This window comes from Rhizobium sp. SAFR-030 (genome assembly GCF_059415005.1).
The window spans coordinates 452,749-479,051 of record NZ_JBPFDO010000001.1 but is presented as its reverse complement, the minus strand read 5'-3'; the positions used below and the strand labels follow the sequence as shown (position 1 = coordinate 479,051).

The window sequence follows — 26,303 nt, the reverse complement described above, 5'->3', positions numbered from 1 at the left end:
GTCCGCCGTCGTCTGAGCCGACGGCAGGCGCGGAAGCTTTAGCCTGCTTCCCGTTCTGCCGCCAGTCTCTCGGCACATTCCAGCACGCTGGACGGGACCGGCAGCGCGCGGATCTCGTCGACCGTGAACCAGCCGGCATCGGCGGCATCGTCGGCGGCAATCGCCTGCGTCGCGGCATCGGCAGTGACCTTGAAAACGGAGAGGAAGAAGCGGCTCACCGTGCGGCCCTCGTCGTCTCGGTGTTCCAGATCATAGGTGGCGAACAGCTGCGGATCGAACGCCTGGATCCCTGTCTCCTCGTGAAACTCGCGCACCGCCGTTTCGGCGGGCGTCTCGCCGGGTTCTCCGCGTCCGCCGGGAAAGGCGAACATGTCCGCCGATGGCGGATTGCGCCGACGGATCAGCAGATACCGGCCGTCCCTCTCGAGGATCGCGGAGGAGGCGGGATGCGGCCGGCTGCGGGCGGCGGTGGATGATGTGGGTTGTTCGGACAGGTGCGAGGTCATGGACGCACACTGGCAAGGGCAGCCATCTTGCGCAAGCGGTTGGCCTCTGCCACGAACGAAGGATGAAGACCTCTCTGCTGTTCATCGCCGCCGCGCTTGCCGAAATCGGCGGCTGCTTCGCCTTCTGGGCGTGGTGGAGGCTGGACAAGTCCGCCTGGTGGCTGCTGCACGGCACCGGCTCCCTCATCGTCTTTGCGCTTTTGCTTGCGCTGGTCGACAGCGCCGCCGCGGGTCGTACCTTCGCCGCCTATGGCGGCATCTATGTCGCATCCTCGCTCCTCTGGCTGTTCACGGTCGAGGGCCGCATGCCGGACCGGTTCGATCTTGCCGGCGGTGCGCTGTGCCTTGCCGGCTGCGCGGTCATCTTCTTCGGCCCCCGGGCCGGCGCTTGACCCTTACGCCCGGCGGTGCGATCACATCCGCATGTGTGGACGCTACTCCCTGACCGCGACGCCCGAGGAGATCCTCGAATTCCTGAGCGTCGTGTCGATCGATGATTTCCCCAAGCGGTTCAACATTGCGCCGACGCAACCGGTGCTGCTCATCGTGGCCGGCGAGAAGCCTCTACCGGGGAGCAACTTGCCGGCGCGCCAGGCGGTGCTTGCCCGCTGGGGCTTTCTGCCGGGATGGGTGAAGGATCCGAAGGAGTTTCCGCTGCTCATCAACGCGCGGGCAGAGACGGCGATCGGCAAGGCATCCTTCCGCGCCGCCATGCGCCACAGACGCGTGCTGGTTCCGGCATCGGGTTTCTACGAATGGCATCGGCCGTCGAAGGAGGAGGGCGGCCCGTCGCAGGCCTACTGGATCCGTCCGAAGCGCGGCGGCATCATCGCTTTTGCCGGTCTGATGGAGACGTGGTCGTCCGCCGACGGTTCCGAGGTGGACACGGCGGCTATCCTGACAACCCGCGCCAACCGCACGATCGGCACCATTCACGACCGAATGCCGGTGGTGATCGATCCGCATGACTTCGAGCGCTGGCTGGACTGCAAGACGCAGGAGCCGCGCGACATCGCCGACCTGATGAGGCCGGCGGATGATGATCTCTTCGAGATGATCCCGGTGTCCGACCTCGTCAACAAGGTCGCCAACATGGGGCCGGAACTGCAACAGCCGGTCGAGCCGAAACTGCGGCCTGGACGATCAGAACCGCGCGGGCAGCAGAACCAGCTTTCGCTGTTCTGATCTGCTGCCGCCGAGGTCAGGGTCGGTAAAGGCTCAGGAAGCCGGCTTCATGGTCTTACGCTGCAGCATCATGGCGGCAGCGGCAACAGCCCTCAGACCGAGCGGGCGCAGCGGCGCGTGCAGGTCGTTCTTGGCGTGCGAAGCAGTGGTCTTGTCCTGGCTCATGGTCTTTTCCTCGAAGGCGCGATTCATTCGGAATCAGTGTTGGGACTGCGCGTTTCGTCAGAAAACCGGGCGGAAATTTGTCGGGCAAGAAGTTCTCGGCATTTTAGTCTGTTTGTAGATGCCGATGGTCGAAAACTGTTGTCGAAACAACGCAGTTTTGCTGCGACGCCGAAGAATGCTGCGCTGCGTTGTTAAGCTTCCGTTAACCTTTGCTGCGCCGCATCAAATATTGGCGTGATCATCTTCGATGGTCAGCGTGCCGTAGCGGCGCTTCCAGGCGCGGGCGCTGAACGGCAGGATGCAGAGGTAGGCGATCGCCGTGACTGAGAGAACTTCCCAGGTATAGCTCATCAGCAGCGCCACATAGATGACGACGCCGAGCAGCACCGGCAGCATCAGGTCGCGCCGCACACGGGTCTCTGATTTCCCCGACCAGACGGGCAGGCGGCTGACCAGCAGATAGGCCATCAGCACCGTGTAGGCTGTGGCGATGAAGGCCATCGGCCGGCTCTGCTCGACGCCGAGAAATCCGAGATAGACCGGCAGAAGAACCAGTAGCGCGCCCATTGGTGCCGGCACGCCGACGAAGAACTCCGACTGCCATTTCGCCTTGAACTGGCGTTCGGCCATGACGTTGAACCGCGCCAGCCGCAGACCGGCGGCGATCGCATAGATCAGCGCGGCGATCCAGCCGATCGAGCCGACCTGGTCGAGCACGAAGACGTAGAGCACGAGGGCAGGGGCGACGCCGAAATTGATGATGTCGGCGAGCGAATCCATCTGGACGCCGAAATTCGACGTTGCCTTGAGGGCGCGCGCCACCCGGCCGTCGATGCCGTCGAGGAAGGCTGCCAGCAGCACCATGGCGACCGCCAGCTCGAAGCGGTTCTCGAAGGCGAGGCGGATGCCCGTCAGGCCGGCGCAGATCGCAAGCACGGTGATCAGGTTGGGCACCATCAGCCGAAGCGGGATCTCCCGGAAGCGTGGCCCACGCGCGGCGTCGTCGTCGCGGGTCTCGGGGATCTCGTTCGGCTGCATGGCGTTCTCCAGGATGGGCTGTGTCAGTTGCGGCGGCTGATGGTGGGGCCCTTCAGCGAGGCGAATTCGGCAATCACCGTCTCGCCGCCGATGGTCCGTTGGCCGAGCGAAACGCGCGGCTGGCCGCCTTCCGGCACGTAGATGTCGAGGCGCGAGCCGAAGCGGATCAGGCCAAAACGCTCGCCGGCATCGACAGGTTCGTTCTCGTGCACGAAGCAGAGGATGCGCCGTGCGATCAGCCCGGCGATCTGGACGACGCCGAGCTTGCCGTGCTTGGTCTCGATCACCAGGCCGTTACGCTCGTTGTCGACGCTGGCCTTGTCCAGCTCGGCATTGATGAACTGGCCCGGACGGTAGACGATCTGCGAGACGCGACCGCGTGCCGGTGCCCGGTTGATGTGGCAGTCGAAGACATTCATGAACACCGAGATCCGCAACATCGGCGCCGATCCAAGATCGAGTTCCACCGGCGGCACGACGACCTGTACGGCAGACACGCGCCCGTCGGCGGGGCTGATGATGATGTCGTCGTCCTGCGGGATGACGCGTTCCGGATCGCGGAAGAAGTAGGCGCACCACAGCGTCAGTACCAGGCCGATCCAGAACAGCGGCTGGGCGATCAGGCCGAGGACCAGCGACGCCACGAAGAAGGCGATGACGAAGATGTAGCCTTCCTTGTGGATCGGCACGAGCGTGTTGCGGATGGTGTCGAAAAGATTGACCAACGAGTGTTTCTCCAGATTGTCCAGCCAGGGATCTTGTTCCTAGCTGACTACAGGCAAACAGAATTGGGGGCAATCCGGTTCCGCCGGAGTGGCAAAGGGTAACAGAGTTCTGTCTGGCTGCTGCGAAGGCGTCAGCAGTTGTTGGCAAAAGACTGCGGGCACAGGAACGCGACCATGACTGCGCGACGCTCCTCTCTGAAACGCCAGCGGCCGCATCGGTCACGCGCAACGATCAGCGGCCGTCCAACGTCTGTGACATGAACATCGAGATCACTCTTACGCGCAGCCGCTTGCCTGGCAGTGGCGTCAGCGGCTCTCGGCCGAAAAGCGGCTCAGGGAGAAGGCACTGAGGTCGGTCTGGCTTGTACCGTCAACGTGTTGCTGCGCAAGTGCTTCACCGATACCCGCCGAGTGCTTGAAGCCGTGGCCCGAACACGCGCTGACGACCACGACATTGTCGATCATCGGATGCCGGTCGATGATGAACCCGAAGTCGGGCGTCAGCGTGTAGGTGCAGACGCTCGTCTTGACGGCTTCAGGCAGCACCCCGGCGATCTTCCCAGCCACTTGCGTGTCGAACATGGTGCGGCATTCGTGGGGTTCGACATGCCGCCAAAGCTCTTCCGGCGTCGTCGGCACGCGGAATTGCTCGGTGGCGATCTTCACGCTGCCCTCGCCGGCAAGCGGCGGGAAGCCGTAGCATATGTCCTGATCCGTCGGGCCATGCGACAGGATGAAGGCGGGCGATGGATCCGGGAAGATGGAAGGCTCGGCGAGCTTGAACCAGTAGAGGTTCTGTCGGCACACCTTGAGCAACCGGTCGAAGGGCGCGCCAAGCAGTTCCGCTGACCACATGCCGGCGCAGACGATCACCTTGTCGGCAACGATCTCGCCACCATCCATCGACACCACGGCCGCCCCGTTCACCGAACGCAGACCAGTCACGGTCCGATTGGTGATGATCTCGGCCCCATAGCGCTTGGCCAGCGTCAGCTGCGCATCGATGCACCGTTCTGGCCTGACATAGCCGCCGCCCGGCTCGAAGTAGCCGATCGCGCTGTCGATGACCGGGCTGAACTGTGGGAAACGATGGCGTATCTGCGTGGCATCAAGCACCTCATGCTCGATCCCGTAACGCTCTGCCAGCCGGATCGTGTTCTGCGTGAAGTCGGCCATTCCGTGATGTGACGTCGGCGTCTCGCTCGACGTCATGACCAGGAGCCCGCACTGCTCGAACAGCGACACGCCAAGCTCGCCCTCGATCTCGCGCCAGATCTGGTGCGAATTGGCGACAAGCGGGATATAGGCGTCGCCTTCACCCACTGCTCGGCGGGTTATGCGCGTGTCCCCGTGGCTGGACCCTTGATCGTGCGGCGGCGCCAGTCGGTCGATGCCGACCGTCGTCACGCCCCGCTTCGCAAGCTGATAGAGGGTGGCCGCCCCCATGGCGCCGAGACCGACAACTGCCACTTCGTATCGTGCTTCCACCATGCCACCCCGGAGATAACGCGTCTGTGCATACGTCTTCGTACACAAGCACGCTTGAGCGGTAAATATTGGCAGCAGATTGCAGCAGGTAGCGCCCGGTGCCGGTGATGTCGGCTGGGGAGCTGACGAGAAACGCACCGGCAGGCGCTCTCTCGAGCACCGCCGGAGTGGCCCAGATGCCTCAGTTTGCCGGCGTCTTGCGCACCACGACGCCCATGTCGTCGCTCTCGCGCACCTGGCGCAGATGTTCCTCCGCCTGCGTCGCTTCGCGCTGGCGGTTCCACATGGAGGCATAAAGCCCGTTGCTCTCGAGCAGTCCCGCATGTGTCCCGCGCTCCGCGATCTGGCCGTCGCGCAGCACGATGATCTCGTCGGCATTGATGACCGTCGACAACCGATGGGCGATGACCAGCGTCGTACGGTTTTTTGACACCACGTCGAGCGCCGCCTGGATTTCCTGCTCGGTGGTCGTGTCGAGCGCCGAGGTCGCCTCGTCGAGAATGAGGATCGGCGGCGCCTTCAGGATGGTGCGGGCGATCGCCACGCGCTGCTTTTCGCCGCCCGACAGCTTCAGGCCGCGCTCGCCGACCATGGTCTCGAACCCGTCCGGCAGGCTGGTGATGAAGTGGCCGATCTGCGCCACGTCGGCCGCCGCCAGCATCTCGTCCTCCGTCGCCGAAAGCCGGCCGTAGCGGATGTTGTAGGCGATCGTGTCATTAAACAGCACGGTATCCTGCGGCACCATGCCGATCACCGCGCGCAGGCTCTTCTGGGTGACGTCGCGAACATCCTGTCCGTCGATTGCGACCGCGCCGCTCTGTACATCGTAGAAGCGGTAGAGCAGGCGGGAAATGGTGGACTTTCCGGCCCCCGACGGGCCGACGATTGCCACCGTCTTGCCGGCCGGCACTTCGAATGAGATGCCTTTCAGGATCGGCCGCTCGGGGTCATAGGCAAAATGCACGTCCCTGAACGAGATGCTGCCGCGATCGATGGCGAGGGGCGCGGCCCCCGGTCTGTCCACTACCTCGGCTTCGACCTCCAGCAGCTCGAACATCTGCTCGATGTCCGTCAGGCCCTGGCGGATTTCGCGGTAGACAAAGCCGATGAAATTGAGCGGCACGGAAAGCTGGATCAGCAGGGCGTTGACGAAGACGAAATCGCCGATCGTCTGCTCGCCGCGCTGTACCGCCAGCGCCGACATCACCATCATCACCGTGGTGCCGAGACCGAAGATCAGGCCCTGGCCGAAGTTCAGCCAGCCGAGCGAGGTCCACACCTGCGTCGCCGACTTCTCGTAACGCGCCATAGAAGTGTCGAAGCGCGTCGCCTCCATGTCCTCGTTGCCGAAATACTTGACCGTTTCGAAGTTCAGCAGCGAGTCGATCGCCTTGGTGTTGGCGTCCGTGTCGCTGGCATTCATCGAACGGCGGATGCCGATGCGCCAGTCGCTGGCGCGGATCGTGAACCAGATATAGGCCCAGACGGTGACCGCGGTGATCGCCACATAGGTGAAGCCGTAGGAGTACCAGAAGATGATCGCCGTCAGCAGGAACTCGACGAGCGTCGGCACCGAGTTGAGGATGGTGAAGCGGACGATCGTCTCGATGCCCTTGGTGCCGCGCTCGATGATCCGCGACAGGCCGCCGGTCTTGCGCTCCAGGTGGAAACGCAGCGATAGCCGGTGCATGTGGACGAAGGTGCGATAGGCGAGCTGGCGCACCGCATGCTGGCCGACCGAGGCAAACAGCGCGTCGCGCAGCTGGTTGAGGCCGAGCTGGATGATGCGCGTCAGGTTGTAGGCGATGACCAGTGCCACGGCGCCGAGCAGGAAGGCTGGCAGCAGCCCCACCATGTCCAGCCGGCCGTTCAGCGCATCGGTTGCCCACTTGAAGAAGTAGGGAACGCCGATCAGCACCAGCTTGGCAACGAACAGGAAGAAGGTGGCCGAGACGACCCGGGCCTTGAGGTCTCGGCGGTTGCTCGGCCACATGTAGGGCCAAAGGTTCACCAGCGTTGCCAGCGGATTGCTGGAATCCGCCGAAACCGTCTTCTTGCTGTCTGCCATGATGGGTCTCCGGAAGCCCTGAGCACATAGGCCGGTCGGCGCCGCTTTGCAAATGAAAGGCCGGTCTACCTGTCGGGGTTATCGGAAAAAAGCAAAAGGGCGCCGCTAACGACGCCCTTCCGCAGGGATGGATTCGAGGAACTGGCCGTCAGCTCTTGTTGAGCCGCCGATGCATCTGCTCGGCTTCGCCGTTCGGCATCGCATCTTTCGGCAAGCCAAAGATCTGGCCCGGTTCGATCAGGTTGGGATTGTTGATCTGATCCTGGTTGGCGATGTAGATCGTCGTGTAGCGAACGCCCTGGCCGTAGATGCGCCGCGAGATCTGCCAGAGCGTATCGCCGCGGCGGATGATCACCGATGCGGCCTCGCTCTGCGTCAGCGGCGCCTGGGCGATGGTCTTCGGTGGAGTGGCAGCACCACCGGCGGCCGGTTGGCCTGTCGTCGCACCGGCAGCCGGATCGACCGCCTGTGCAGCCGCGAGCGTCTCGGGCAGCGGTGCCACCGCACCGTCCGGCAAAATGGGGCCGATCGTCTTGGCGATCATGTCGCGAACCGACGGCAGACCCGCGCCGAGTCCCGCCACGTCGCTCGGCAGCGCCTCGAGCGCGGCCAGTGCCGCAGCGGCGTCCTTCGCCGTCCGTTCGACGATCAGACCGGCATTCTGTTCGGCACCGGCGGCAAGCCGGTATTCGGTGAGCGAGCGAAGCGCAATGGCGGTTGCCGAGCGGGCTGCCGCCACCTGTTCGGCGGACGGCGTCGCGCCATCGGCGTAGAGGTTGCTCAACAGCTGGAAGGCGCGCGAGACGTCGGTGCGCAGACGGTCGAAGGCGCCCTGGTCGATCGGTGCCAGTCCGGCGGTGCCGGCCTGCGGGGTCGCCACAGCCGCCACCTGTTCGCCAGCCGGTCGGTCGAACGGAACCTCGACGCGCAGCATGACCTCGCCGGCGGGGCCGATGTGATCGACGGCAATGCGGTGCTGTCCGACCGGCAGCGTCTGGCGACCTTCGATGACGAAGTGGCCATCGGTGCCGGCCTGCGCCTCGCCGACGGCAGTGCCGTCCGCATAACCGCGGAGCCTGGCGCCTGGGCGGCTGATGCCGGCGATGAAGATGCGGTCGCCCTCGATCTCGACGGCGCTCACCTGAAGATCCGGCGGCCCGGCAGCCGGTGCCGCCTGCGGGGCGGTGCCAGCCATATTGGCCGCCGCCGGTGCAGACGCGGTCTCGGTCGCCGGAGCAGTTGCGGTGGTCGTGGAGGGAGCGCTTGCGGAAGGCGCTGCCGGCTGACCGGGCTTCGCGGCGTCTTGCACCTGCGGAGCAACGGCTGCGGCATCCTTGCCGGCAAGCGCTACGCGTTCGGTCTTGGCGCCCGCGCCGGCGCTCGGCATGGCGATGATGCGGCTTGCGGTGCCCGGCTTGGTGACCATGGCGAGCAGCTCGCCATCCTTGGTCATCGGCACGGAAACGGTGGCGATCTCTTCGGAAATCACGGTGCGGCCGTCCGCGGACGTCGCCTTCAGCACCAGCTGATGGTCGCCAGGCGGCAACGGCGCGTCAAGGATTGCGACGAACTCGCCGGCGGTATCCACATGGCTGGCGGCAACCGTGCGGGCCTGATCGGCAACTTCGAGCTTGGCCTTGGGTTCGGCCCGACCGGCGATGACCGCCGACCCATCGGGCTCGACGCGCAGCACGTCGAAGGTCGGCACCACGAGTGCCGTCTTCGCCGTTTCTGCGGCGGGCGCGACGGCCGTTCCGGGTGTCGTGGGCGAGGGCAGGGTGGCGGAGCCAGCGGCAGTCTGGCTATCGGTCTTCGGAGCGGCCTCTCCAGGCGCTGCTTGACCCGCAGCGGGCTGAGCGGCCTGACGCGCCGCATCGGCGCTCTCTGTCGGTGCCGGGGTGGCGGAACCCGCCGCAACCGGCGCCTGGCCTGCAGGCTGCTCATCCTTCGACAGCCGCGGCATCACGAAGAAAACCATCAGTACCGTTGCGATCGCGAGTACGGATAGTGCGAGCCAGCCGGCACGATTCTTGATCATCAGACCTCTCCAGACGGAACTCCGTCGATGACAATGGAATTACAGCTTTCACCACTCGTTCACAAGCTTGCCCGCGGGTTTCCGCTTGCCCGAAGCTTGCTTTCCCGTCACTTTTACCGGTCGGGCGATGATGAACGACGCCCTTCATGACATCTGACGGAGAATTTTGTGTCGATTCGATCCATCTGTGCTTACTGCGGCTCGCAGCCCGGCCGCGACCCGGCCTATGTCGCTGCCGGCCGGACCCTCGGCAAATCAATCGCCGACCATGGCCTGCGACTCGTTTACGGCGGTGGCACCAAGGGCATCATGGGCGCCGTGGCCTCGGGCGTGCTTTCGGGCGGCGGTGAGGTAACCGGCATCATTCCGGAATTTCTTGTCGACATGGAGGCGACCCGCCACTCGCTCAGCCAGTTGAACGAGCTCATCATCACCAAGAACATGCACGAGCGGAAGCACGCCATGTTTGAGCGCTCGGACGCCTTCGTCACCCTGCCGGGCGGCATCGGCACGCTGGAGGAGATCGTAGAGATTATGACCTGGGCGCAGCTCGGGCGGCATCGCAAGCCGATGGTGTTTGCCAATATCGGCGGCTTCTGGGATCCGATGCTGGAACTCGTCGACCACATGCGCGCCCAAGGGTTCATCCACAACGCGGCGCTTGTGCAGCCGCTGGTCATCGACCGGATCGAGGACATCGTCCCGGCGATCCTTGAGGCCTGGGGCAATGCGCCGACCGAGGACGGCGAGGAGGCGGTCATCGCCAAGCTCTGACCCTGCAATCGGGAACCAGCCTCGACGTCGGTCTGCGGACCGGCGTCAGTCGACGATGAACAGTCTTGCGCCGACGCTGGTGGAGGAGCGGTGGGGCTCGGCCTTGTCTGCCACCTGATAGCTCATTCCCGGCTTCAGCACGAAGATGCGACCGTCTTCGAGCTCGGTCGTCAGTTCCCCGTCGAGACAGAGCAGGATGTGGCCCTTTTCGCACCAGTGGTCTGCGAGATAGCCGGGCGTGTATTCGACCATGCGCACGCGAATGTCGCCGAAACGCTGCGTCCGCCAGACGGCGATGCCGCTCTCGCCCTGGTGTTCGCTCCGTTCCACCTGGCTCCAGTCGGTGGTGCCGAAGGGAATATCGTTGATCTGCATCCGTCTCGTCCTCGTTCTTACCCCGTCAGCGCGAGCGGTAGTTCTTCAGCATCGACCAGCTGTAGAGCGCAAGCGCCGTCCAGATCAGCGCGAAGGCGGAAAGCTTGATCGGGTTCATCGGCTCGTGGAAGATGAACACAGCGATCAGGAAGACGATGCTCGGCGTGATGTACTGCATGATGCCGATCGTCGACAGCCGAAGGAGCTTGGCCGCATTGCCGTAGATCATCAGCGGCACGGCGGTGGTGATACCGGCGGCTGCCAGCAGCCAGACATCGGACGTGGTGCCGTTGAGAAGATGGCCGGTGCCGGTCGCTTCGAGATACGCGATGTAGGGCACCGCCGGCACCGACAGGATCGCCACTTCGAGGAAGAAGCCCTGGTTCGGTCCGACGGGCAGCGTCTTGCGCAGGAGCGCATAGAAGCCCCAGCTGAAGGTCAGCGTCAGCGAGATCCACGGCAGGCGGCCGGCCTCGAAGGTCAGGATCGCCACCGCCACGAAGGCCAGCGCGATGGCCACCTTCTGGGTGGTCGCCAGCCGCTCGTTGAGCAGCATCGCGCCGAGCATGATGCTGAACAGCGGATTGATGAAGTAGCCGAGGGCGCCCTCGACCGTCTGGCCGGAGCCGACCGCATAGACATAGGTGCACCAGTTGACGGTGATCAGCGTCGCCGTGACGGCCGCCATCACCAGCGTGCGCGGCGAGCGCAGCGCCGTTTTAAGGTCGCCAGTCCGGCCGGTGATCAGCAGGATCAGCGCGGCAATCGGCACCGACCAGACGACCCGGTGCGCCAGCACCTCGAAGGGCGAGATGTGCGCCAGCGCCTTGAAGTAGAGCGGCAGGAAACCCCACATGCAGTAGACGGTCAGCGCATAGGCAAAGCCGCGCGGTTGATCGGCCGTCTGGACCGCGGGGGATGCAGCGCTGTCTGTCGCCATGGGGATTGCCTTTCGATGATTCGCGCCCTCCATAGGCCGGAACGAAGGCCGGCGCCAATTCATTCGTCTGGTGCTTGCATCAACATCGTTCATCCGATCCGCCCGTACCGGCTGAGATCAGTCGAAGGTCTGCACGTCGAGGAGATGCGCCGTGCCGTTCACTCCGCCGCCAGCCGTCCGGCCATGTGACGGTTCTTCATCAGCTTGTAGATGATCGAATCGATCAGCGCCTGGAACGAGGCGTCGATGATGTTTTCCGAGACGCCGACGGTCCACCAGCGGGTGCCGTCACCGTCCATGGATTCGATCAGAACGCGGGTGATCGCCTCGGTGCCGCCGTTGAGGATGCGCACCTTGTAGTCCACCAGTTCGAGGTCTTCGATCTCGCGGTTGAACTTGCCGAGATCCTTGCGCAGCGCAAGGTCGAGCGCGTTGACCGGCCCGTCGCCTTCCGCCACCGACATGATCCGCTGGCCGTCGATGACGAGGCGCACGACCGCTTCCGAGACGGTCTTCATCTGGCCGTTGGCGTCGAACCGGCGCTCCACCATCACCCGGAAGCCGTCGATTTCGAAGAAGCTCGGGATGGTCCCCAGCGTCCGGCGCGCCAGCAGTTCGAAGCTCGCATCGGCGCCTTCGTAGGCATAGCCCTGCGCTTCACGCTGCTTGACGATCGAGATCAGCGTATCGAGCCGGCTATCGTCCTTCGCCACCTCAATGCCGCGCCGCTTCAGGGCGTTGAGGAAGTTCGCCTTGCCGCCCTGGTCGGACACCATCACCTTGCGGAAATTGCCGACGCTCTCCGGCACCACGTGCTCATAGGTGCGCGGGTCCTTGAGCAGCGCCGAGGCGTGGATACCGGCCTTGGTCGCAAAGGCTGACGCGCCGACGTAAGGGCTCTGATGATTGGGCGAGCGGTTGAGCAGCTCGTCGAAGGCGTGGCTGAGCTGCGTCAGCTCGGTCAGCCGCTCGGCATCGATGGCCGTTTCGAACCGCGACGAATAGGTCTCCTTCAGCGCCAGCGTCGGGATCAGCGTCACCAGGTTGGCATTGCCGCAACGTTCGCCGATGCCGTTCAGCGTGCCCTGGATCTGGCGCACACCGGCTTCGACGGCGGCCAGAGAATTGGCGATCGCCTGGCCTGTATCGTCATGCGCGTGGATGCCGAGCGCCGCCCCTGGAATGCCGGCGGCGATGACCGCCGAGACGATGTCGCGCACCTCGTTCGGCTGGCTGCCGCCATTGGTGTCGCAGAGGACGACCCAGCGGGCGCCCGCCTCGAAGGCGGTGCGGGCGCAGGCGAGAGCGTAGCCCGGATTGGCCTTGTAGCCGTCGAAGAAGTGCTCGCAGTCGATCAGCGCCTCGCGACCGGAGGCGGTGACGGCCTCGACGCTCTCGCGGATAGACTGGAGGTTTTCCTCATTCGTGCAGCCGAGCGCCACGCGCACGTGATAGTCCCAGCTCTTGGCGACAAGACAGATGGCATCGGTCTTCGATTGCAGCAGTGCCGCAAGACCCGGATCGTTGGCGGCCGAGACGCCCGCCCGCTTGGTCATGCCGAAGGCAACGAACTTTGCCTTGCGGGTCCGCTTTTCAGTGAAGAAGGCGGTATCGGTGGGATTGGCACCGGGATATCCGCCCTCGACATAGTCGATGCCGAACTGGTCCAGCAGCCGGGAAATGGCGATCTTGTCCTCGACCGAGAAATCGATGCCGGGCGTCTGCTGCCCGTCACGCAGGGTGGTATCGAAGAGATGGATCTTTTCCCGTGTCATGTCGGTGCCTCCCAGCACGCTACGCATTGCCCGAGCCTTCAGTTCTTGCCGGCGAACCGGTCCGTGGCGCGGATCAGCTGATCGAGAATGCCGGGCTCCAGATAGGCGTGTCCGGCACCTTCGATGAGGTGGAACTCCGCCTTCGGCCAGGCCTTGTGCAGCATCCAGGCATACTTCGCCGGGCAGGGCATGTCGTAGCGGCCGTGGATGATGACGCCCGGAATATCCTTCAGCTTCACCGCGTCGCGCAGCAGCTGGCCTTCCTCCAGCCAGCCGGCATGGACGAAGAAGTGGTTCTCGATGCGGGCGAAGGCGAGCGCATAGTCAGGCTCGGCGAAGCCACCGGAGTAATCCGGGTTCGGCAGAAGCGTGATCGTCTCGCCTTCCCAGGTGCTCCAGGCGAGCGCTGCGCGCACCTGCTCGTCGCGGTCGCCGCCGGTCAGCCGGCGGCGGTAGGCGGCCATCATCTCGTGGCGCTCCTGCTGCGGGATCGGTGCCTGGAACCGCTCCCACTTGTCCGGGAACATCTCCGACACGCCGAACTGGTAGTACCAGTCGAGTTCCGCCCGGGTCAGCGTATAGATGCCACGCAGCACCAGTTCCGACACCCGCTGCGGATGCGTCTCGGCATAGGCGAGCGCCAGCGTCGAGCCCCAGGATCCGCCGAATACCAGCCACTGCTCGACGCCCATCATCTCGCGCAGCCGCTCGATGTCGGCCACCAGATGCCAGGTGGTATTGGCTTCGATCGAGGCATTCGGGGTCGACTTGCCGCACCCGCGCTGATCGAACAGGATGACGTCGTAGAGATCGGGATCGAACAGCCGCCGCTGGGTGGGGCCGATGCCGCCGCCGGGGCCACCGTGCAGGAACACCGCCGGCTTGGCGCCGCGGGTGCCGACCCGCTCGAAGTAGACGCTGTGTCCGTCGCCGACGTCCAGGAAGCCGGTCTCGTAGGGTTCGATTTCGGGATAGAACCCGCGCAGGTCAGCGGTCATGCTCATTCGTCCTTTGGCGGCCACTCGGCCGTGTCGTGATCGGGATGCTGGTAGGACACCATCTCGGTTGCGTCGAGGCTTTGTGCGGCAAGCGGCTTGTCAAACAGCGTTTCGACCCAGGGCAGGCGCTTGTCGTGGTTCACCTGCACCTGGGGTTCCAGAAGTTCGGGCTGGTCGAAGGCGCCGATGGTGATCTCGACGCCGCCCGGATGATGATAGGTGAGCGGCGTTCCGCAGCGGTTGCAGAAGCCGCGCTTCACCTTCGCCGAAGAGCGAAACAGGCTGGGCTGGCCACGCGTCCAGGTCAGATGCGCCTGGTCGGCGGAGACGAAGGCGCCGAAAAAGCCGCCGGAGGCTTTCTGGCACATGCGGCAGTGGCAGATCGACGGCCGGCCGAGCTTTTCCGCCCGGAACCGCACCGCGCCGCACTGGCAGCCGCCGGTGAAAACGCCGGTTAAGGTCATGGTTGCCCATCCTTTGCCGGCTGGTCTTCCGGCGGCCATTTGGCCGTGTCGCGGTCCGGATGCTGGTAGGAGACGAGATCCGCAAGGAACGGCTCGTCCTGTAGATCCTCTTCGGTCCGGCGTGACGGCAGTTCGTGCAGATGGTCGACGAAGCCGATCTTGCCTTCGGCGCCGAACTGCAGGGTCGGCGCCACGCTGGAGGGATCGTCGAAGGCCCCGGCGGCGATCGCTATTCCGTCCGGCGCCTCATAGGTCAGCGGCGTGCCGCAATCGCCGCAGAAGCCTCGCGACACGACGTTGCTGGAGCGAAAGATCTTGCGCTCGCCGCGCGTCCACTGGAAGTCGACCTCTCGCACTGAGACGAGCGGCGCGTAATAGCCGCCGAACGCCTTCTGGCACATGCGGCAGTGGCAGATCGACGCGCGGCTGATCTCTCCCTCTGCCCGGAAGCGGATCGCGCCGCACTGACATCCGCCGGTGTAGATCTGGGTCATGCTGTGGGCCTCCGTTTGTCTGCGCATCGTCTTTCAGTTCAGGCAGTCCTTGGTGATGGATAGCTTGGCTCCACCTCCGCCGCGACATGCTACCGCTTCATCTCCCAGGTCGTCACCCGCTCGCCGCTTGCCGGATCCTTGCCGTCCTTCAGCTGGATGCCCTTGTCGGCAAGCTCGTTGCGGATGCGGTCCGCTTCGGCAAAGTTCTTCGCCTTCAGCAGTTCCAGGCGCATCTCGACGACGGCATCGATGCCCGCCGCCACCGCATCGTCTACCTCCGTCTGCTTCGGCAGCAGGCCGAGCAGCGCGGCAGAGCCGGCGAACCGGCGCCGCGCGTCGGCATCCGAATGAGACGCCTGCGCCAGCCCGTGCAGCGCCTGCACGGCCGCGACGGTGTTGAGATCGTCGGCGAGCGCATCGAGCACGTTTTCGCAGGGCCGCGCATCGTCGTCCGGCTCGACGACCGGCCATCTGGAGATCAGCCGTTCCGCCTCTTCCAGCCGCTTCACCGAAAAATCGATCGGCTCGCGGTAGTGGGTCATCAGCATGGCGAGCCGCAGCACTTCGCCGGGCCATTTCCGGCCGCCGAACTTGTCGGTCTCCAGCAACTCGTTGATGGTGACGAAATTGCCCTCGGACTTCGACATCTTGCGGCCTTCCACCTGTACGAAGCCGTTGTGCATCCAGACATTCGCCATCACCTCGGTGCCGTGGGCGCAGCGCGACTGGGCGATCTCGTTTTCGTGGTGCGGGAAGATCAGGTCAAGCCCGCCGCCATGGATGTCGAAGACCTCGCCGAGATAGCGGCCCGCCATGGCGGAGCATTCGATGTGCCAGCCGGGGCGGCCGCGACCCCAGGGGCTGTCCCAGCCGGGTTCGCTGTCGCTGGACGCCTTCCACAGCACGAAGTCGCCGGGGTTCTTCTTGTGCGCGTCGACGGCGATGCGGACGCCGGCCTGCTGCTCGTCGAGCGGCCGCTTGGACAACTGGCCGTAATCGGCCATCGAGCGGGTGTCGAACAGCACTTCGCCTTCGGCCGCATAGGCATGGCCGCGCTCGATCAGCCGCTCGATGATGTCGATCATCTGCGCAATGTTGTCGGTGGCGCGCGGCTGGATGCTCGGCTCCAGGCAGCCGAGCGCTGCAGCGTCGGCCTGGAACTGGCGCTCGGTGCTGTCCGTCACGGCGCGGATCGCCTCGTTGAGCGGCAGGCCCGGATGGTCGCGCAGCGCCCGCGCGTTGATCTTGTCGTCGACGTCGGTGATGTTGCGGGCATAGGTGACGTGCGCGTCACCATAGACATGCCTCAGCAGCCGATAGAGCACGTCGAAGACGACGACCGGCCGGGCGTTTCCGATATGGGCAAAGTCGTAAACCGTCGGCCCGCACACATACATGCGCACGTTGTCGGGATCGATGGGCTGGAACGGCGCCTTCTGGCGGGTCAGCGTGTTGTAGAGCTTGAGCGTGAGGCTCATCGAAGTGTCTCCCGGAATGCACTGTAACCGGCCGGACCGGTTCTGTGTCTTCTTTCGGACTTCGAGAGACGAGAACGGCCGGCCAGCGAAAGCTAGCGAATAATCTTCCCGCAGATGATGCAGAGGGCCGTGTTCATGGCAAAGGTTATGGCGCGCAACGCGAGGCTGGTCAAGGGAGGGCAAGAGTGCATCATCCAGCTGCCCCAGGTGTGCGGCAAATAAATTCCACGGTTGGCGGGCAGGCGATAGCTGCGTCTCTTGCCTTACGGCGAAACCGGGATCTTGTCCCTGGCCGGCACCAGGCCGAGCACCAGCGCGCAACCGGCGATGATCACCACGCCGCCGATGATCTGTACGAGCGTCAGCGGTTCGTCGAGCACGGTTGCACCGACCAAGACGGCGACCAGCGTGACGACGAACTCGACGCTGATTGCCCGCGTCGCGCCGATGCTGGCGACGAGACCGAAGTAGAGAACGTAGGTCAGCGCGCTCATCAGGCCCGCCAGCGCAATCAGGTAGACGTAGTCCAGCAGCTGCGGAATGCCGGGCACCGGCACCGCGGCAAGCAGCGGCAGGGTCATCAGCCCGCCGGCCAGGAAAGCACCGATCGTTACCTCCCACGGCCCGGTCGTCGACAGGTGACGGCTGGCGTGATTGCTGCCATAGGCAGCGGAGAAGGTGGAGAACAGCATTGCCCCGCAGCCGAGCAGGAACGGCGTGGTCACCGGAACGGCCGGGAAGCCAACCAGCATGATGAGCCCGATCGTGCCGAGCGTCAGTCCGGCCACCCGTGTCGGCGTGATCCTCTCAAGGCCCCAGGCCTGCGATATGACCATGGAGAATAGTGGGATCGAGGAGACGAAGATCGCCGCCATGGCCGTGCCGATCCGCGGCATCGCGTAGGAAAGGCCGATGAGCTGGCCCGCCACCGTCGTCGCGCCGACCACGGCGAGCGCCGTCCAGTTCTTCGGAAAGTCGAGGCGGCGGCGCGTCACCCGCGCCAGGACGAGCAGGATAGCTGCGGCGATGAAGCAGCGGAAGGTCACCGCGCCCACCCAGCCGAATGCCTGCACGACCTTCAGCAACAGCAGGAAGGAGAGGCCCCAGGCGACGGCCAGACAAAGGTAGGCGGCAAGGTCGCGCGGGCGCATGCGGAAATCCGGTGATGGAGGAGGGCGGCCGGCCGGTCCGGTCCGGCTATTCCGGCAGGCGGTAGTCGACGAACTTGTTTTGCCGGGCGACGAACAGCCGGCCGGTCTCGGTCATCTCCGGTCCGCAGAGCGGCAGAAGCTTTTGCGCCACTTCCGAGGGATGCGGCAGGTCGGCCGGATCTTCGCCCGGCATCGCCTGCGCCCGCATCGCGGTGCGGGTGGCGCCCGGATTGACGTTGATGACCCTGAGCTTCGATTGCTTCGTCTCCGCAGCCCAGGTGCGGCCGAGCATCTCGACGGCGGCCTTGGACGCGGCGTAGGCGCCCCAGAAGGCGCGCGCATCGGTGGCGACGCCCGAAGACAGGAGCAACGCACGGCCCGCGTCTGATCTCAGCAGCAGCGGTTCGACCGAGCGGATCAGCCGCCAGGTGGCCGTGACGTTGGTCAGCATCACCTTGTCGAAGACTTTTGCCTCGATGTGACCGACCGGCGAGATGACGCCGAGGATGCCGGCATTGGCGACGAGGATGTCGAGCTTGCCCCAGCGCTCGAAGATCGAGGCGCCGAGCTTGTCGATCGCTGCCATGTCCGTGATGTCGAAGGGTACGAGCGTGGCGCTGCCGCCGGACGCCTGGATGGCGTCGTCGAGCTCTTCAAGCCCGCCGACGGTGCGGGCGCAGGCAATCACATGTGCGCCGGCTTTTGCCAGTTCCAATGCGGTAAAGTAGCCGATGCCCCTCGACGCGCCGGTGACCAGCGCGATCCTGCCCTTCAGATCCGTCATTATCCGTCCCGTTACCCCTTCGGCGTGAGCGCCATTCCGGCGCCCGCGCACGATCTCCCTCAGCCGTTTGCTCGATCAGCCGTTGCTGGCCATGACAGCAAGCTTGCGTCCCACCGGTTCGCCATCCTTGTCAAGCAGGCGGGTCGGATAGTCACCGGTGAAGTAGTGGTCGGTGAACTGCGGGCGCGCCGGATTGCGCGGCTCGCCGCCGACGGCGCGGTAGAGGCCGTCGATCGACAGGAAGGAGAGGGTATCGGCGCCGATATAGCGGCACATGGCTTCCGCGCCGTCATACTGGTTGGCCAGCAGCTTTTCCGCATCGGGCGTGTCGATGCCGTAGAAGTCCGGGTAGAAGATCATCGGGCTGGCGACGCGCAGGTGGACTTCCTTGGCGCCGGCATCGCGGATCATCTGGACGATCTTCAGCGAGGTCGTGCCGCGGACGATGGAATCGTCGACCAGCACGACGCGCTTGCCCTCGATCATCGCCCGGTTGGCCGAGTGCTTGAGCTTGACGCCGAAGGCGCGGATCTGCTGCGTCGGCTCGATGAAGGTGCGGCCGACATAATGGTTGCGGATGATGCCGTATTCGAACGGGATGCCGCTTTCCTGCGCGTAGCCGAGGGCAGCCGGCGTACCGCCGTCCGGAACCGGCACGACGACGTCAGCCTCGATCGGGGCTTCCTTGGCAAGATTGATGCCCATGTTCTTGCGCGCGACGTAGACGCTGCGGCCGCCGACGACCGAGTCAGGCCGGGCGAAGTAGACATATTCGAACAGGCAGAGCCGCTCCGGCTGGGAGCTCGTCGACTTGCGGGAATCGATGGTGATCGAGCCGTCCGGCTGGATCTCGCAGATGATGACTTCGCCGTTTTCGACGTCGCGGACGAATTTGGCGCCGATGATGTCGAGCGCACAGGTTTCGGAACAGAAGATCGGCTTGCCATCGAGGTCGCCCATCACCAGCGGCCGGATGCCCGTCGGGTCACGCGCGGCGATCAGCTTAGTGCGGGTGATGCCGAGCATCGAGTAGCCGCCTTCCATCTGCCGGATGGCATCGATGAAGCGATCGGTGGTCGAGGCGTAGCGCGAGCGGGCAATGAGATGCAGCACGACTTCGGTGTCGGAGGTCGACTGGCAGATGGCGCCGCCGGCGATCAGCTGGCGCCGCAGCGTCAGGCCGTTGGTGAAATTGCCGTTGTGGGCAACGGCGATGCCGCCGACTTCCAGTTCGGCAAACAGCGGCTGGACGTTGCGCAGCGCGACTTCGCCGGTCGTCGAGTAGCGGGTATGGCCGATCGCCATGTTGCCCGGCAGCTTGGCCAGCGTCAGCGGGTTGGTGTAGTGGTCGCCCACCAGGCCCATGTGCTTTTCCGTGTGGAACTGCTGGCCGTCGAAGGAAACGATGCCGGCCGCCTCCTGACCGCGATGCTGCAGCGCGTGCAGGCCAAGTGCCGTCAGCGTCGCCGCATCGGGATGCCCCAGAATGCCGAAGACGCCGCATTCCTCGTGCAGCGTATCGCCGTCCAGTTCATCGGAAATATCATGAGCAACCGGCTGATTCATGTCTGCAGGTCCTTGCGCTGTCTCAGTGTCGATAATGGAAAGAGGCCGGAAGGGCGTGTGGGTGACGCCTGCTTCCGGCCTCTCGAATTGCCTATAGCATATCTGGGAATGCTTGAGAGCCCTTACAATCGCAACTTAGCGTCAATTGTTTGTCACACCTGGCGCCGGAGCCGGTGCCTCGTCGGAGGGTGCGGGCTCGGTGCCGGTTGCCGGTACCTCGTCCCCATGACCGAGAATGCGGGCGCGGATCTGCGGCTCGATATCCGTCGGCAGCACGGCTTCCAGCCGCCCGACCAGCGTGTCGAGGAAGGGCTTGGATTTTGCCTGGGTGATCCATTCCGGCTGCGACCGAACGTCGACCAGCCAGTTCCAGAAGGCGACGGCGACGACCAGCAGCAGGATGCCGCGGGCAGCGCCGAACAGGAAGCCGAGCGTCCGGTCGAGCGCGCCGATGCTGCTGTCGATGATGAAGTCGGCGATGCGGGTGGTGATGAAGGTGATGACGATCAGCGCGATGAGGAAGATCAGGCCGGCCGATGCGGCAAGCGCGATCTTGTCGTCGTTGGTGTAGTTCTTCGCATAGGGCAGGATGACCGGGTAGAGATAGTAGGCCGCGGCGATCGAGCCTGCCCAGCTTGCGATCGACAGCACCTCGCGGGAGAAGCCGCGAACCATGGCGAGCACCGCCGAGAACAGTGTGACGCCGAGGACGATGCCGTCGAAAATCGTGATGGGCATGGGATGATCTAACTCCAAGACTGGCCCGGCAAAGCCGAAAGGTGATCTGGTGATGGCGTCGGACATGACCCCGCCGCTCGCCGTATGGCGCACTCCTTACAACAGCGGCGTCGCCGGGAAAAGATCAATCCTCCTGCGGCGGCGTCCCCAGCTTCCTCGCCGAGCCGGCAATGGTGACGACCAGATCCGGAAGTCCCTCGATCTTGCTCCAGCGCTTCTCCCCGCCTTTCGGGATTTCCGCCGAGGAGGCGGGCAGCATGGCCGAGGTGAAGCCCAGCTTCTCGGCCTCCTTGAGCCGCTGCGCCGTCTGCGACACGGGTCGCACGGCGCCCGACAGGCTGACCTCGCCGAAATAGACGCATTCAGGGGGCAGAGGCACGCCGGCAAGCGAGGAAACCAGTGCCGCGGCAACCGCCACGTCGGCTGCCGGCTCGGAAATCCGGTAGCCACCGGCCACGTTCAGATAGACGTCGTGGCTGCCGAGCTTGACGCCGCAGTGCGCCTCCAGCACAGCAAGGATCATTGACAGGCGCGACCCATCCCATCCGACGACGGCGCGTCGCGCCGTGCCGAGCGAGGTGGGGGCCACCAGCGCCTGCACCTCGACGAGGACCGGCCGCGTTCCCTCCATTCCCGCAAACACTGCGGCACCTGGTGCCTTGGCATTGCGCTCGCCCAGAAACAGTTCGGACGGATTGGTCACCTCGCGCAGGCCCTTGTCCGACATCTCGAAGACGCCGATCTCGTCGGTTGGGCCGAAGCGGTTTTTCACCGTGCGGAGGATGCGGTAATGATGGCCGCGGTCGCCCTCGAAATAGAGGACCGCATCGACCATGTGCTCGACGACGCGTGGCCCGGCGATCTGGCCCTCCTTCGTCACATGGCCGACCAGCACCATGGCGGCGCCGGTCTGCTTGGCGAAACGGATCATTGCCTGCACGCCGGTGCGCACCTGGGTGACGGTGCCGGGCGCCGAATCGGCGGTATCGCTCCACAGCGTCTGGATCGAATCGATGATCACCAGGTCCGGCCGCTTGCCTTCGCCGATCGTCGCAAGGATGTCCTCCACGTTGGTCTCGGCCGCCAGCAGCACGTCCGACGAGGCCGCATCCAGCCGCTGGGCACGCAGCCGCACCTGGGCGACCGCTTCTTCGCCTGACACGTAGATGATCCGGTGGCCGCGCCGCGACAGAGCTGCCGCCGCCTGCATCAAAAGCGTCGACTTGCCGATGCCGGGATCGCCGCCGATCAGCACAGCCGAACCGCGCACGAAGCCGCCGCCGGTTGCCCGATCAAGTTCGGAAATGCCGGTGTAGATGCGCGGCGCTTCCTCGGTCTCGCCCGACAGCGTGGTGAGGGCCACGGCGCGGCCCTTCTTCGGCACCTTGCCGGGGCCGCCGCCGATGCCGCCCATCGGATCTTCTTCGACGATGGTGTTCCACTCGCCGCAGCCATCACACTTGCCGGCCCAGCGGTTGTGCACGGTGCCGCAGTTCTGGCACACGAATTGGGTCTTGGTCTTTGCCATGAGGTCAGTCTTTTATGTCGGTGAAATGATCAGGCGAAATGTCCTGGTGGCCGTGCAGGACGCGCAGAATGATCACCTGTTCCGGTGTGGTTCGGAAGTAGATGCAGCGCCGACGAAACGGCAAGGCCTTCAGTCCAGGGCGGAGATCGTCACGCGGAACTCCTGGGAAACCACTCGCGGCGATCCAATCGATCTTGTCGGTTATCTGGCGGATGAACCGGGCAGCTGCGTTCACATCCTCTTGACCGATGTAAACGAACATGGCGAGGAGGTCCTGATCTGCCAGCGGAGTATAGACTAGCTCCTTCGGTTTAATAGGCGCATCCCCCGATCGATGATCGAATCGGCGACCGCCTCGGCACTGGCGAAACGTACTGTGTCGCCTGAAGCCACTTGAGCGTCGGCAGCATCGATCATCTCGCGGATGTGCTCATCGTCGCGATCGAGCAAGCGAAGGCCTGCCCTAACGACGTCTTCGGCACTTCTATAAGCACCCGTACGCATCTTGCTCTCGATGAACGCGCGATCTTCATCGCTCAACTGGATCTCGGCCATTTCGATCTCCTTTTGTTCTCTTATAGCGCGGCGCGCGACCGCTGACCAGAGGTCAAATATCGGGATCCAGGTAGCGGCGCTCGTAGCGCAATCCAAGGCCGGTCAGGAGTTCATAGCCGATCGTTCCGCCGGCATTTGCCACCTCTTCGAGCGGCATGTTGGGTCCGAACAGCTCGATATAGTCGCCGGCGCGCACCGCCGTGGAGGTAACGTCGGTCACGTCGAAGATGGTGAGGTCCATCGTCACGCGCCCGACAACGGGAACGCGCTGGCCGGCGACAAAACCGAAGGCGCCCGACGGCACGGCCTGCCGCAGCGGTATTCCGGCGCCCGAAAGTGCGCGCAGATATCCATCCGCGTAGCCAACTGCAGCGATCGCCAGCCGGCTGTCGCGGGCGAGCCTGTGACTTCCGCCGTAGCTGACGGTCTCGCCGGCAAGCGCCGAGCGGACCTGCAGAATCCGGGCTTCGGCCGTGGCGACGGGCCGCATCGGGTTGCCGATCTCGCCGGCGGCCTGGCCTCCGTAGAGCGCGATGCCCGGACGCGTCAGGTCGAAGTGGTATTCCGGGCCCAGGAAAATGCCAGCCGACGCGCTGAGGCTCGCTTCGATGCCGTCGAAGGCATGACTTATCTTGCGGAATGCCTCAAGCTGCACCCGATTGCTGTCGGCGCCGCTGAGGTCGCTGCTGTGCAGATGCGACAGCAAAAGCACCGGTGAGAAGCTCGCTGGACGCGACACGTCGCCGGCAAGCTCCAGCGCTTCGGCGACGGATAGTCCAAGTCGGTTGAAGCCGGTATCGACCTGCAGCGCGCAGGGGTGGTCGCCGCGCTCGGCAAGCACCGACATCCAGAAGGCCAGCTGTTCTTCCGATGCGAGAACCGGCACCAGATCGTTGTCGAAGAAGGTCTTCTCCTGGCCTGGCCATATGCCGGACAGCACGAAGATCCGCGCTTCCGGCGCGTAGGGACGAAGCGTTTCGCCTTCCGTGGCGGCAGCGACGAAGAAGTCGCGCGCGCCGGCATGGTAGAGGGCTGTGCCGCAATCCTCGATGCCGAGCCCGTAGGCATCGGCCTTCAGCACCGCGCCGGTGCGCGCCCGGCCGGAGCGTTGCGCGAGGTTACGCCAGTTGTCGGTCAGCGCCTGCAGGTCGATGGTCAGGCGAAGCGGCGCTGCTTCGAAGGGATCGAGTTCGCCTTCGGTCGGGTCCAAGTCGGTCATCGGATCTCGCAGGTCATTAATGCCGAAGTTCACGCAACTCGGCGCAGGTCGAAATCTGCGCGAATAACGTCGTACGGAACGTGAATGCGGCCGTTCTTGTTGACCTCGACCAGTCCCCACTCGATCAGCACGGTCGTGTCTTCATGCACCCGCTTGAGGTCTCGGTCGAGGGCAGCGGCCAGAGCTCGATAGGACGAGGGGCCAAGCGTCTGAAGAGTTTCGATCAAAGTCCAGCGCTTCGGCGTCAGCACCGTAAAGAGCTGCTCGGGCGAGGCGAAGCTGAGTACGTGATCCTGCGGCTCCGCGGTCTTCCAGGCGGCCAAGAAGCTTTCCGTAGCGCGCTTCAGTGCCGCGTCGTCGTCGCGCTCGATCCGGATCGTGGCTGTCGTCATCGACGGCTCCTCCTCTTGCGGATATCGTCTAGAAAATCGCTGATCAGGGCATCGACAGTCGAAAAATGGTAAGCCTCCTGCCGGCTGTCGATATGCCGATGGTCGCCTTTTCCTCTTTCGTTGTCGTATCCAACGATGCGCTGCCCTTTGAAGCCGTAGAACAGGCTATACTTAAACAGGTGCGAACTTCCCAAAACAGGAGAGGGAAGTCGCCAGACGACCATCTCGATGATTGCGCCGTCGGATAAAACTGCCTTCGTGCGGTAGAGCAGGTCCGCGTCCATGTTGGCCATGGTGCCAACGCGGACGCGATCTGTCAAATATACCCATCAGTGCTCTTCGTACTGGGTGAAGCTCGGTTCGGCGAGGTCGGCGAAGCGGGTATATTCCGACTGGAAGGCGAGCTTCACGGTGCCCGTCGGTCCGTGGCGCTGCTTGGCGATGATCACGTCAGCTGTGCCCTTCACCTTGTCCATCTGCGCTTCCCATTCCTCATACTTCGGGTCGGCGGGATCGCGGGGCTCCATGTTCTTCACATAGTATTCCTCGCGGAACACGAACAGCACGACGTCGGCGTCCTGCTCGATCGAGCCGGATTCACGCAGGTCGGAAAGCTGCGGGCGCTTGTCTTCGCGGTTCTCCACCTGACGCGACAGCTGCGACAGGGCGACGATCGGAACGTTCAGCTCCTTGCCGAGCGCCTTCAGACCAGTCGTGATCTGCGTCACTTCCTGAACGCGGTTCTCGCCCGACTTGCCCGAGCCGGTCATCAGCTGAATATAGTCGACGACCAGGCAGTCGAGGCCGCGCTGGCGCTTCAGGCGGCGGGCACGGGCCGACAGCTGGGCGATCGAAATACCACCTGTCTGGTCGATGAACAGCGGCACCTTCTGCATCATCTGGCTGCAGGCGACGAGCTTCTCGAAATCGGCCTCGGTGATGTCGCCGCGCCGGATTTTCGACGACGACACTTCCGTCTGCTCGGAGATGATACGCGTGGCCAGCTGCTCGGACGACATTTCGAGCGAGTAGAAGCCGACGACGCCGCCGTTCTTGGCCTTGAACGAACCGTCGGGCTGTACCTCCGGTTCGTAGGAGGCGGCGATGTTATAGGCGATGTTGGTGGCGAGCGACGTCTTGCCCATGCCCGGACGTCCGGCGAGCACGATCAAGTCGGAGCGCTGCAGGCCGCCCATCTTGTTGTCGAGCGACATGATGCCGGTCGAGATGCCCGACAGATGGCCATCACGCTCGAAGGCCTGGCCGGCCATGTCGATTGCCTGGGCGACGGCATCGGAAAATGTCTGGAAGCCGCCGTCGTAGCGGCCGGTCTCGGCCAGCTCGAACAGCCGGCGCTCGGTGTCCTCGATCTGCGTCTGCGGCGGCATGTCCAGCGGCGCGTCGTAGGCGATGTTGACCATGTCCTCGCCGATGGTGATCAGCGCCCGGCGAAGCGCCAGGTCGTAGATCGCCCGGCCATAGTCCTCGGCGTTGATGATCGTCACAGCCTCGCCGGCCAGCCGTCCGAGATACTGGGCGATCGTCAATTCGCCGACCTTGGTGTCGGCCGGAAGGAATGTCTTGATCGTCACCGGGTGGGCGATCTTGCCCATGCGGATGATGTCGCCGGCGACCTCGAAGATCTTGCGGTGCAGCGGCTCGTGGAAATGCACGGGCTTCAGAAAATCCGACACGCGATAATAAGCATCGTTGTTGACGAGGATCGCGCCCAGCAAAGCCTGCTCGGCTTCAAGGTTGTTGGGAGCCTCGCGGAAATGCGGCTCCGCCGGTGCGATATTGCCCAGCTTGCGCGCTGCTTCGTTCATGACGTCGGATCCATATCTTGTCTGTGAGCGGCG

Annotated in this window: 28 protein-coding genes; 3 read left to right on the top strand and 25 right to left on the bottom strand. The window is 64.4% G+C overall.

Features of this window, described 5'->3' with window-relative positions:
* Positions 1-38: 38 nt before the first annotated feature.
* Entirely contained in the window at positions 39-506 is a 468-nt protein-coding gene (locus ACR65N_RS02465) for an NUDIX hydrolase (protein WP_440455591.1), read from the bottom strand.
* Between the two features lie 62 nt (positions 507-568).
* On the opposite strand from ACR65N_RS02465, the gene ACR65N_RS02460 reads away from it, so the two are divergent.
* Together ACR65N_RS02460 and ACR65N_RS02455 are read left to right on the top strand one after the other, a co-directional pair.
* Positions 569-898: a YnfA family protein gene (locus ACR65N_RS02460; protein WP_440455590.1), complete on the top strand. Its 330-nt coding sequence runs from the start codon at positions 569-571 to the stop codon at positions 896-898.
* 31 nt (positions 899-929) lie between these two features.
* Positions 930-1,691 (top strand): SOS response-associated peptidase, encoded by a 762-nt coding sequence (locus tag ACR65N_RS02455; protein ID WP_440455589.1) that lies wholly within the window; start codon positions 930-932, stop codon positions 1,689-1,691.
* A 33-nt stretch (positions 1,692-1,724) separates the two neighbouring features.
* Here ACR65N_RS02455 and ACR65N_RS02450 read toward each other — a convergent pair whose 3' ends face one another.
* From ACR65N_RS02450 to ACR65N_RS02425, 6 genes are all read right to left on the bottom strand, one after another.
* Positions 1,725-1,856 carry a hypothetical protein gene (locus ACR65N_RS02450; RefSeq protein ID WP_440455588.1) on the bottom strand — a complete coding sequence of 44 codons (132 nt, stop codon included), beginning with the start codon at positions 1,854-1,856 and terminating at the stop codon, positions 1,725-1,727.
* A gap of 222 nt (positions 1,857-2,078) precedes the next feature.
* On the bottom strand, positions 2,079-2,894 hold the full coding sequence (pssA, locus tag ACR65N_RS02445; protein ID WP_430305349.1) for a CDP-diacylglycerol--serine O-phosphatidyltransferase: 816 nt from the start codon (positions 2,892-2,894) through the stop codon (positions 2,079-2,081).
* Between the two features lie 23 nt (positions 2,895-2,917).
* Entirely contained in the window at positions 2,918-3,619 is a 702-nt protein-coding gene (locus tag ACR65N_RS02440; RefSeq protein WP_430305347.1) for a phosphatidylserine decarboxylase, read from the bottom strand.
* Positions 3,620-3,925: 306 nt separating this feature from the next.
* On the bottom strand, positions 3,926-5,110 hold the full coding sequence (gene solA, locus ACR65N_RS02435) for an N-methyl-L-tryptophan oxidase (RefSeq protein ID WP_440455587.1): 1,185 nt from the start codon (positions 5,108-5,110) through the stop codon (positions 3,926-3,928).
* Between the two features lie 178 nt (positions 5,111-5,288).
* On the bottom strand, positions 5,289-7,175 hold the full coding sequence (locus ACR65N_RS02430; RefSeq protein WP_440455586.1) for an ABCB family ABC transporter ATP-binding protein/permease: 1,887 nt from the start codon (positions 7,173-7,175) through the stop codon (positions 5,289-5,291).
* 148 nt (positions 7,176-7,323) lie between these two features.
* On the bottom strand, positions 7,324-9,213 hold the full coding sequence (locus ACR65N_RS02425) for a LysM peptidoglycan-binding domain-containing protein (RefSeq protein WP_440455585.1): 1,890 nt from the start codon (positions 9,211-9,213) through the stop codon (positions 7,324-7,326).
* A gap of 153 nt (positions 9,214-9,366) precedes the next feature.
* On the opposite strand from ACR65N_RS02425, the gene ACR65N_RS02420 reads away from it, so the two are divergent.
* Positions 9,367-9,987 (top strand): LOG family protein, encoded by a 621-nt coding sequence (locus ACR65N_RS02420; RefSeq protein WP_440456105.1) that lies wholly within the window; start codon positions 9,367-9,369, stop codon positions 9,985-9,987.
* 45 nt (positions 9,988-10,032) lie between these two features.
* On the opposite strand, the gene ACR65N_RS02415 is transcribed toward ACR65N_RS02420, so the two are convergent.
* The 18 genes from ACR65N_RS02415 to ACR65N_RS02330 all read right to left on the bottom strand — a co-directional run bounded on the left by ACR65N_RS02415 (position 10,033) and on the right by ACR65N_RS02330 (position 26,270).
* Positions 10,033-10,362, bottom strand: a complete 330-nt coding sequence (locus ACR65N_RS02415) for a DHCW motif cupin fold protein (protein WP_440455584.1) — start codon at positions 10,360-10,362, stop codon at positions 10,033-10,035.
* 25 nt (positions 10,363-10,387) lie between these two features.
* On the bottom strand, positions 10,388-11,302 hold the full coding sequence (gene rarD / locus ACR65N_RS02410; protein ID WP_440455583.1) for an EamA family transporter RarD: 915 nt from the start codon (positions 11,300-11,302) through the stop codon (positions 10,388-10,390).
* 158 nt (positions 11,303-11,460) lie between these two features.
* The gene (gene cimA / locus ACR65N_RS02405; protein ID WP_440455582.1) at positions 11,461-13,077 is read right to left on the bottom strand and encodes a citramalate synthase; all 1,617 of its coding nucleotides are present in this window, start codon (positions 13,075-13,077) and stop codon (positions 11,461-11,463) included.
* A gap of 38 nt (positions 13,078-13,115) precedes the next feature.
* Positions 13,116-14,075: a prolyl aminopeptidase gene (gene pip, locus ACR65N_RS02400; RefSeq protein ID WP_440455581.1), complete on the bottom strand. Its 960-nt coding sequence runs from the start codon at positions 14,073-14,075 to the stop codon at positions 13,116-13,118.
* A gap of 2 nt (positions 14,076-14,077) precedes the next feature.
* Positions 14,078-14,539 (bottom strand): GFA family protein, encoded by a 462-nt coding sequence (locus ACR65N_RS02395; RefSeq protein WP_440455580.1) that lies wholly within the window; start codon positions 14,537-14,539, stop codon positions 14,078-14,080.
* On the bottom strand, positions 14,536-15,033 hold the full coding sequence (locus ACR65N_RS02390) for a GFA family protein (protein WP_440455579.1): 498 nt from the start codon (positions 15,031-15,033) through the stop codon (positions 14,536-14,538). Before ACR65N_RS02390 ends, ACR65N_RS02395 begins: the two co-directional genes overlap by 4 nt.
* An 89-nt stretch (positions 15,034-15,122) precedes the next feature.
* Positions 15,123-16,511 carry a cysteine--tRNA ligase gene (gene cysS / locus ACR65N_RS02385; RefSeq protein ID WP_440455578.1) on the bottom strand — a complete coding sequence of 463 codons (1,389 nt, stop codon included), beginning with the start codon at positions 16,509-16,511 and terminating at the stop codon, positions 15,123-15,125.
* Between the two features lie 263 nt (positions 16,512-16,774).
* On the bottom strand, positions 16,775-17,662 hold the full coding sequence (locus ACR65N_RS02380) for a DMT family transporter (protein WP_440455577.1): 888 nt from the start codon (positions 17,660-17,662) through the stop codon (positions 16,775-16,777).
* Between the two features lie 46 nt (positions 17,663-17,708).
* Positions 17,709-18,449 carry an SDR family NAD(P)-dependent oxidoreductase gene (locus tag ACR65N_RS02375; protein WP_440456104.1) on the bottom strand — a complete coding sequence of 247 codons (741 nt, stop codon included), beginning with the start codon at positions 18,447-18,449 and terminating at the stop codon, positions 17,709-17,711.
* 72 nt (positions 18,450-18,521) lie between these two features.
* The gene (gene purF, locus ACR65N_RS02370; protein ID WP_430305320.1) at positions 18,522-20,012 is read right to left on the bottom strand and encodes an amidophosphoribosyltransferase; all 1,491 of its coding nucleotides are present in this window, start codon (positions 20,010-20,012) and stop codon (positions 18,522-18,524) included.
* A gap of 141 nt (positions 20,013-20,153) precedes the next feature.
* Positions 20,154-20,750 carry a CvpA family protein gene (locus ACR65N_RS02365; protein ID WP_440455576.1) on the bottom strand — a complete coding sequence of 199 codons (597 nt, stop codon included), beginning with the start codon at positions 20,748-20,750 and terminating at the stop codon, positions 20,154-20,156.
* Between the two features lie 124 nt (positions 20,751-20,874).
* Positions 20,875-22,278 carry a DNA repair protein RadA gene (gene radA, locus ACR65N_RS02360; RefSeq protein ID WP_430305316.1) on the bottom strand — a complete coding sequence of 468 codons (1,404 nt, stop codon included), beginning with the start codon at positions 22,276-22,278 and terminating at the stop codon, positions 20,875-20,877.
* Positions 22,279-22,282: 4 nt separating this feature from the next.
* Positions 22,283-22,564: a type II toxin-antitoxin system RelE/ParE family toxin gene (locus ACR65N_RS02355; RefSeq protein WP_430306517.1), complete on the bottom strand. Its 282-nt coding sequence runs from the start codon at positions 22,562-22,564 to the stop codon at positions 22,283-22,285.
* A gap of 11 nt (positions 22,565-22,575) precedes the next feature.
* Positions 22,576-22,833 carry a type II toxin-antitoxin system ParD family antitoxin gene (locus ACR65N_RS02350; RefSeq protein ID WP_430305314.1) on the bottom strand — a complete coding sequence of 86 codons (258 nt, stop codon included), beginning with the start codon at positions 22,831-22,833 and terminating at the stop codon, positions 22,576-22,578.
* A 52-nt stretch (positions 22,834-22,885) separates the two neighbouring features.
* Entirely contained in the window at positions 22,886-24,052 is a 1,167-nt protein-coding gene (gene alr, locus ACR65N_RS02345) for an alanine racemase (protein ID WP_440455575.1), read from the bottom strand.
* A 29-nt stretch (positions 24,053-24,081) separates the two neighbouring features.
* Positions 24,082-24,444: an HVO_A0114 family putative DNA-binding protein gene (locus ACR65N_RS02340; RefSeq protein ID WP_440455574.1), complete on the bottom strand. Its 363-nt coding sequence runs from the start codon at positions 24,442-24,444 to the stop codon at positions 24,082-24,084.
* The gene (locus ACR65N_RS02335; protein ID WP_440455573.1) at positions 24,441-24,737 is read right to left on the bottom strand and encodes a toxin-antitoxin system TumE family protein; all 297 of its coding nucleotides are present in this window, start codon (positions 24,735-24,737) and stop codon (positions 24,441-24,443) included. The genes ACR65N_RS02340 and ACR65N_RS02335 overlap by 4 nt, the downstream gene beginning before the upstream one ends.
* Positions 24,738-24,773: 36 nt before the next feature.
* On the bottom strand, positions 24,774-26,270 hold the full coding sequence (locus ACR65N_RS02330; RefSeq protein ID WP_440455572.1) for a replicative DNA helicase: 1,497 nt from the start codon (positions 26,268-26,270) through the stop codon (positions 24,774-24,776).
* Positions 26,271-26,303 lie beyond the last annotated feature (33 nt).

Excerpts from the sequence above, each read along its gene's own strand:
- ACR65N_RS02465 (WP_440455591.1), bottom strand. The coding sequence starts at position 506 with ATGACCTCGCACCTGTCCGAACAACCCACATCATCCACCGCCGCCCGC.
- ACR65N_RS02460 (WP_440455590.1), top strand. The coding sequence starts at position 569 with ATGAAGACCTCTCTGCTGTTCATCGCCGCCGCGCTTGCCGAAATCGGC.
- ACR65N_RS02455 (WP_440455589.1), top strand. The coding sequence starts at position 930 with ATGTGTGGACGCTACTCCCTGACCGCGACGCCCGAGGAGATCCTCGAA.
- ACR65N_RS02450 (WP_440455588.1), bottom strand. The coding sequence starts at position 1,856 with ATGAGCCAGGACAAGACCACTGCTTCGCACGCCAAGAACGACCTGCAC.
- pssA (WP_430305349.1), bottom strand. The coding sequence starts at position 2,894 with ATGCAGCCGAACGAGATCCCCGAGACCCGCGACGACGACGCCGCGCGT.
- solA (WP_440455587.1), bottom strand. The coding sequence starts at position 5,110 with ATGGTGGAAGCACGATACGAAGTGGCAGTTGTCGGTCTCGGCGCCATG.
- ACR65N_RS02430 (WP_440455586.1), bottom strand. The coding sequence starts at position 7,175 with ATGGCAGACAGCAAGAAGACGGTTTCGGCGGATTCCAGCAATCCGCTG.
- ACR65N_RS02425 (WP_440455585.1), bottom strand. The coding sequence starts at position 9,213 with ATGATCAAGAATCGTGCCGGCTGGCTCGCACTATCCGTACTCGCGATC.
- ACR65N_RS02415 (WP_440455584.1), bottom strand. The coding sequence starts at position 10,362 with ATGCAGATCAACGATATTCCCTTCGGCACCACCGACTGGAGCCAGGTG.
- rarD (WP_440455583.1), bottom strand. The coding sequence starts at position 11,302 with ATGGCGACAGACAGCGCTGCATCCCCCGCGGTCCAGACGGCCGATCAA.
- cimA (WP_440455582.1), bottom strand. The coding sequence starts at position 13,077 with ATGACACGGGAAAAGATCCATCTCTTCGATACCACCCTGCGTGACGGG.
- pip (WP_440455581.1), bottom strand. The coding sequence starts at position 14,075 with ATGACCGCTGACCTGCGCGGGTTCTATCCCGAAATCGAACCCTACGAG.
- ACR65N_RS02395 (WP_440455580.1), bottom strand. The coding sequence starts at position 14,539 with ATGACCTTAACCGGCGTTTTCACCGGCGGCTGCCAGTGCGGCGCGGTG.
- ACR65N_RS02390 (WP_440455579.1), bottom strand. The coding sequence starts at position 15,033 with ATGACCCAGATCTACACCGGCGGATGTCAGTGCGGCGCGATCCGCTTC.
- cysS (WP_440455578.1), bottom strand. The coding sequence starts at position 16,511 with ATGAGCCTCACGCTCAAGCTCTACAACACGCTGACCCGCCAGAAGGCG.
- ACR65N_RS02380 (WP_440455577.1), bottom strand. The coding sequence starts at position 17,662 with ATGCGCCCGCGCGACCTTGCCGCCTACCTTTGTCTGGCCGTCGCCTGG.
- purF (WP_430305320.1), bottom strand. The coding sequence starts at position 20,012 with ATGAATCAGCCGGTTGCTCATGATATTTCCGATGAACTGGACGGCGAT.
- ACR65N_RS02365 (WP_440455576.1), bottom strand. The coding sequence starts at position 20,750 with ATGCCCATCACGATTTTCGACGGCATCGTCCTCGGCGTCACACTGTTC.
- radA (WP_430305316.1), bottom strand. The coding sequence starts at position 22,278 with ATGGCAAAGACCAAGACCCAATTCGTGTGCCAGAACTGCGGCACCGTG.
- ACR65N_RS02350 (WP_430305314.1), bottom strand. The coding sequence starts at position 22,833 with ATGGCCGAGATCCAGTTGAGCGATGAAGATCGCGCGTTCATCGAGAGC.
- alr (WP_440455575.1), bottom strand. The coding sequence starts at position 24,052 with ATGACCGACTTGGACCCGACCGAAGGCGAACTCGATCCCTTCGAAGCA.
- ACR65N_RS02340 (WP_440455574.1), bottom strand. The coding sequence starts at position 24,444 with ATGACGACAGCCACGATCCGGATCGAGCGCGACGACGACGCGGCACTG.
- ACR65N_RS02335 (WP_440455573.1), bottom strand. The coding sequence starts at position 24,737 with ATGGCCAACATGGACGCGGACCTGCTCTACCGCACGAAGGCAGTTTTA.
- ACR65N_RS02330 (WP_440455572.1), bottom strand. The coding sequence starts at position 26,270 with ATGAACGAAGCAGCGCGCAAGCTGGGCAATATCGCACCGGCGGAGCCG.